6 protein-coding genes and 1 pseudogene are annotated in these 5,097 nt (G+C 70.2%); 4 read left to right on the forward strand and 3 right to left on the reverse strand.

What is annotated here, in order from left to right; all coding sequences use genetic code 11:
• From IY392_RS10495 to IY392_RS10505, 3 genes are all read left to right on the forward strand, one after another.
• The coding region (locus IY392_RS10495) for an acyl-CoA dehydrogenase family protein (RefSeq protein ID WP_194861173.1) at nt 1-1,208 on the forward strand (1,208 nt) is incomplete at its 5' end.
• A complete protein-coding gene (locus tag IY392_RS10500) occupies nt 1,205-1,663 on the forward strand; it encodes a hypothetical protein (RefSeq protein WP_107755279.1) in 459 nt (152 codons plus the stop codon). The genes IY392_RS10495 and IY392_RS10500, both read left to right, overlap by 4 nt.
• Before the next feature lie 120 nt (nt 1,664-1,783).
• Nucleotides 1,784-2,698: an alpha/beta fold hydrolase gene (locus tag IY392_RS10505; protein WP_375292911.1), complete on the forward strand. Its 915-nt coding sequence runs from the start codon at nt 1,784-1,786 to the stop codon at nt 2,696-2,698.
• Nucleotides 2,699-2,828: 130 nt separating this feature from the next.
• Here IY392_RS10505 and IY392_RS10510 read toward each other — a convergent pair whose 3' ends face one another.
• Nucleotides 2,829-3,302 carry a hypothetical protein gene (locus tag IY392_RS10510; RefSeq protein ID WP_107755281.1) on the reverse strand — a complete coding sequence of 158 codons (474 nt, stop codon included), beginning with the start codon at nt 3,300-3,302 and terminating at the stop codon, nt 2,829-2,831.
• 212 nt (nt 3,303-3,514) lie between these two features.
• Between IY392_RS10510 and IY392_RS10515 the strand changes: the two genes are divergently transcribed.
• Nucleotides 3,515-4,117: a hypothetical protein gene (locus IY392_RS10515; protein WP_194861174.1), complete on the forward strand. Its 603-nt coding sequence runs from the start codon at nt 3,515-3,517 to the stop codon at nt 4,115-4,117.
• A gap of 60 nt (nt 4,118-4,177) precedes the next feature.
• Here IY392_RS10515 and IY392_RS10520 read toward each other — a convergent pair whose 3' ends face one another.
• Together IY392_RS10520 and IY392_RS10525 are read right to left on the reverse strand one after the other, a co-directional pair.
• Nucleotides 4,178-4,729 (reverse strand): YceI family protein, encoded by a 552-nt coding sequence (locus tag IY392_RS10520; RefSeq protein WP_182612654.1) that lies wholly within the window; start codon nt 4,727-4,729, stop codon nt 4,178-4,180.
• A 118-nt stretch (nt 4,730-4,847) separates the two neighbouring features.
• A pseudogene (locus tag IY392_RS10525) lies at nt 4,848-5,097 on the reverse strand (alpha/beta hydrolase); the annotation flags it as partial.

Below are 5,097 nucleotides of genomic sequence, written 5' to 3' on the forward strand. Positions count from 1 at the left end.
CCTTCAGCCTGGAACTGACCGAGGAGCAGCGCGAGCTACAGGACTGGGCCCACGCCTTCGCCGAGGAGGTGATCCGGCCGGCCGCCCGCGAGTGGGACGAGCGCGAGGAGACGCCCTGGCCGATCATCCAGGAGGCCGCCAGGATCGGGCTGTACGGCTACGAGATCATGGCGACCCTGCGGCAGGACACCACCGGCCAGTCCTACCCCATCCTCTGCGAGGAACTGTTCTGGGGGGACGCCGGGATCGGTCTGTCCATCATGGGCACCGGTCTCGCCGCGGCGGGGATCGCCTCGGCCGGGACGACCGAGCAGATCATCGAGTGGGTGCCCCGCTGCTACGGCAGCGAGGCCGACCCCGCGGTCGGCGCGTTCTGCTCGTCCGAGCCGGAGGCGGGGAGCGACGTGGGCAACATGCGCACCCGGGCCCGCTACGACGAGGCCGCGGACGAGTGGGTGATCTCCGGGCAGAAGGCCTGGGTGACCAACGGCGGCGAGGCCTCGGTGCTGGTGGTGCAGGCGGTCGTGGACCCGGATCTCGGGTCCCGGGGCCAGGCCGCCTTCGTGGTGGAGGCCGGGGCCGCCGGGATCGAGACCGGCTCCAGGATCAAGAAGCACGGTCTGCGCGCCTCGGCGACCGCGGACATCTTCTTCGACGACGTCCGTGTTCCCGGGTCGGCGCTGCTGGGCGGGAAGGAGAAGCTCGACGAGAAGCTGGCCCGCGCACGGGAGGGCGAACGGACCGGCGGGCAGGCGGCCATGGCCACGTTCGAGCGGACCCGCCCCACCGTGGGGGCCATGGCCGTGGGCATCGCGCGGGCGGCGCACGAGTACGCGCTCGAGTACGCCAAGGGCCGGGTGGTGTTCGGCCGACCCATCATCGAGAACCAGGCCATCTCGTTCCTTCTCGCGGACATGGCGGTGGAGATCGACGCCTCCCGCCTGCTGGTGCGCCGGGCGGCGTGGATGGGTGCGACCGGGCACCCCATGGCCCGGGCCGAGGGGTCGATGTCCAAGCTCAAGGCCGGTCGGACGGCCGTCTGGGCCACCGAGCGCGCGATCCAGATCCTCGGCGGGGTCGGGTACACCCGCGAGTACCCGGTCGAGCGGATGCACCGCGACGCCAAGATCTACGACATCTTCGAAGGCACCGAGCAGATCCAACAGTTGGTGATCGCCCGCGCGATCTCGGGAGTGCGGTTGCCGTGACGGTCGAGGTGGTGCGGTCGAGCGTGGTCCGCGCCCCTCGGGACGAGGTGTGGGCACACGTGGTGACCGCGGAGGGGATCTGCGACGAGTTCCGGCCCCTCCTGCGGATGCGGATCCCGGCGCGACTGGCGGGGGCCTCGATCGCGGACGTGCCGCTGGGCCGGCCGCTCGGGCGCGCGTGGATCCTCCTGGGCGGGGTCGTGCCGCTGGAGTACGACGACCTGATGCTCGTCGAGCTCCGGGCCCCACGGTATTTCCAGGAGCGATCGGTGCTCGGATCGTGTCGGGTGTGGGAGCACCGTCGCGAACTCGACCCGCTGGGGGACCACTCGACCAGGATCACCGACACACTGCGGGCCGTGCCCCGGACCCTGGTTCCCGGATCGGTCGTCCGACTGCTGGTCGGGGCGCTGTTCGACCACCGGCACCGGCGCCTGGTGCGGACGTTCGGATGAGCATCCGGGCCGGATGTGATAGAGAGAACTGCTCGCCCGGCCCCGGATGGCGCACAATGGGCCGAGGTACTCCTGGCGACGAGGTACGGCGCGGAGACCATCCCCGAGGGGGAGTGCGATATGCGGAAACCCGAAATGCAGAAGACAGTGCTCCACGGTCGAGAACTCGCCTACCGCGAGTCCGGAGCCGGCGAGGGAAAGCCCACGCTGCTGCTCATCCACGGGATGGCGGGGAGTTCCGTCACCTGGCGTGAGCTGATACCCCGTCTGGAATCGAGATTCCACATCATCGCCCCCGACCTGCCCGGCCACGGGGAGAGTTCGCTGGACTTCGACGACTACTCACTCGGCGCCCTGGCCTCCGCTCTGCGGGACCTGCTGGTGGTCAAGGGCATCAGTCGCTGCACGGTGATCGGGCAGTCCCTCGGTGGCGGCGTGGCCCTGCAGTTCGTCTACCAGTACCCCGACTTCTGCGAGCGCATCACGTTGATCGGCAGCGGCGGCCTGGGCAAGGAGGTCACCTGGATCCTGCGGCTGCTCGCCGTCCCCGGCGCCGAACTGATCCTCACCGGGGCCGCGGCTCCGTTCCTGGTGGCCGCCGGGGACAAGGCCCGCGGGTTCCTCACCGGCAAGGGCGTCCGCGCGATCGCCCTCGAGGAGCCCTGGGCGGCGTACGAGTCGCTCGGCCGGCCCGGGCACCGACGCGCGTTCTTCAAGACCCTCCGCGCGGTCGTGGACAACAAGGGCCAGGCGGTCTCCGCCGGCAACCGGCTGTACCTCGCGGCGCAACTGCCGTTCCAGCTGATCTGGGGAGACCGCGATCCGATCATCCCCGTCTCGCACGGGCACACCACCCACGAGGCGATCCCCGGCAGCCGGCTCGCGATCGTGGAGGGCACCGGGCACTACCCGCACGTCGAGGACCCCGCCGCGGTCGAACGGATCCTCGTCGACTTCATGGAGTCGACGGATCCCGGTCACATCGACCACCAGCTGATGGGAGAGCTCGTCACCACCGGCGGCGAGAGCCCGTAGGGTCACGGGCCCGACGGGCACCCGCAGACGTGGCGGGCACCCACTGACACGACTGGGCCCCGGTTTCCTCCAGGGAAACCGGGGCCGGACCCGTGCAGTCAGGCGCCAGGGGCGTCAGGCGTGGGTCGTGTCAGGCGTCGGTCTCGACCGTGTCCTCGGCGACCGCGTCGTCGTCGCCGGTCTGGACATCGTCACCGGTGGTGGTGTCGTCGCCGACGGTGTCGTCGCCGTCGGTGTCACCGGGGACCTCGGCGGCGATGCCACGGAGGATGTCGACGGCGCCGGAGATGTCACCCGTCAGCGCGGTCGAGATGGCCAGATCGGCGTTCGCCTCGCACTCGTCGCCCGACAGGCCGGGGGCGACGGCGCCGACCGAGCCCAGGAAGTCGTACGCGGAGATCGTGCCGCACAGCTGCTGCGCGACCTCCGAGACCTCGGCGGGCGTCTCGACGTCGTCGAGGTCGGTCTCACCGGCCGTGGGGACACCCACCGACCCGCTGTCGAGGCCGTCGAGGCCGGGGAGATCGCTCTGCGCGGCGGCGAGGCCTGCGCCGGAGAAGGACAGGGCGGCGGCGGAACCGATGACGGCGATGGTCTTCTTCATGGTGGTCACCTTTCGATCGAGCGCCGGGTTCTCCCGGAGTCACGGCGGTGACCATAACGGCGACGGGCGGCCGGGGCTGTGATACGCATCACTCGGCGCTCGCGGACGAGCAGGCAAAACGGCCGGTGCCCAGCAGTGACGGCGCCGGGACAAATTCTTCTTCATCTCGCCGAGTGTCCGCCCCGCCGCGTCGCTACGGGGATGCTTACCTCATGAGTGGAACCGCCGAGATCTATGACGCCGTCCTCCGTCCGGGCAAGCTGGAGCTGCTCCGGGGATGGATCGGACACCAGTCCTGGTTCGACGGGGACCCGGCGCGAGTGGAGCAGGTGACCTCCTACCGGTTCGTCGACCCCGACGGCGAGGTGGGCATGGAGTCCTTCCTCGTCACGGACGGTGTCCGGACGTACCACGTCCCGGTGACCTATAGGGGAGCGGGACTGCCGGGGGCGCAGGACGCCCTGGTCGGGACACTCGAGCACTCCGTTCTCGGTCGGCGCTGGGTGTACGACGCACCGGCGGACCCCGTGTACGTGTCGGAGGTGTTGCGGGTGATCAGCCATCGCGACACCGCCGCCGACCATCTGGCGGTGGCGGACGGCACCGTCTCCCCGTCGCCCGTCAATGTCCGGGGCGGTGGGGACGGCGCGTCCGGCGACTCGGAGACGGCTGCCGAACCGGAGGTCATCCGGCTCATCTCGGAGGAGAACGACGCCGAGGCGGACTGTCCGCTGATCGGCTCGCCCGGCACGCTCAGCGGGACCTGGCGAGACGCCGACGGCACGCATTCCGCCGTGTTCGTCGTCGTCGCGTGAGCACACCGCCCTCCACCTCGTACGAGGTGGAGGGCGGTGTCGTCCGGTAGGGGCGGGGGGTCAGGCCCGCTTGACGGCCGAGAGTTCGATCTCCAGGGTGACCTTCTCCGAGACGAGCACGCCACCGGTCTCGAGCGCGGCGTTCCAGGTCAGACCGAAGTCGCTACGGTTGATGACCGTGGTGCCCTCGAAGCCGGCGCGGAGGTTGCCGAAGGGGTCGGTGGCGGTGCCCGCGTACTCGAAGGGGATCGTCACGGACTTGGTGGTGCCCTTGATGGTGAGGTCGCCGGTGACGTCCACTCCGCCCGAGCCGTTGGCCGCGATCGTGGTCGAGCGGAAGGTGATCTCCGGGTAGTTCTCCATGTCGAAGAAGTCGTTGGACTTCAGGTGGCCGTCGCGGTCGGCGTTGCGGGTGTCGATCGACGAGGCGGTGATGACGACCTCGGCTGTCGCGGCGTCGATACCCTCGGCGGGGACGGTGACCGTGCCGGTGTAGTCGTTGAACGACCCGCGGACCTTGGTGACCATCGCGTGGCGGGTGACGAAGCCGAGTCGCGTGTGGGTGGGGTCGATGTCCCAGGTTCCGGTGAGGTCGGTGAGTGTCGCGGTCATGGTGTCTCCTTCGGTGGCGCCCGACGAGACGTCGGGGCAACTGGTTGTTGTATCACCTACAGTAGCGGCTCGATGGTGATGCGTCAACAAGAAGGTGAGAGGAGTCCGGAGCTGCCGGTCACCCCATCCGGCGCCGGAGGAAGTGCAGCGCGTGAGAGACCGCGAGGTCGTGACACGGACGGCCCGGGAAGAGGTCGAAGTGGTCCCCCGGGTAGTGACGCACCTCGGCACGGGCGGCGAACGCCGCGGAACTCGCCGCGTGCGGCGGCGCACTCCGGTCCAGATCGGCGATCTGGAACAGCACGGGAGTCCCGGCGAGCTCCGCGGCCCTGGCTCCGGGGCGGAAGGACCCCAGCACCGCCCCGACC

Origin of the sequence: Dietzia sp. SYD-A1 (assembly GCF_015356725.1) — a bacterium.
GTDB lineage: Bacteria > Actinomycetota > Actinomycetes > Mycobacteriales > Mycobacteriaceae > Dietzia.

What these genes read in the sequence shown, in the direction of transcription:
- IY392_RS10505 (WP_375292911.1), top strand. Translation starts at nt 1,784, where the DNA reads ATGCGGAAACCCGAAATGCAGAAGACAGTGCTCCACGGTCGAGAACTC.
- IY392_RS10510 (WP_107755281.1), bottom strand. Translation starts at nt 3,302, where the DNA reads ATGAAGAAGACCATCGCCGTCATCGGTTCCGCCGCCGCCCTGTCCTTC.
- IY392_RS10515 (WP_194861174.1), top strand. Translation starts at nt 3,515, where the DNA reads ATGAGTGGAACCGCCGAGATCTATGACGCCGTCCTCCGTCCGGGCAAG.
- IY392_RS10520 (WP_182612654.1), bottom strand. Translation starts at nt 4,729, where the DNA reads ATGACCGCGACACTCACCGACCTCACCGGAACCTGGGACATCGACCCC.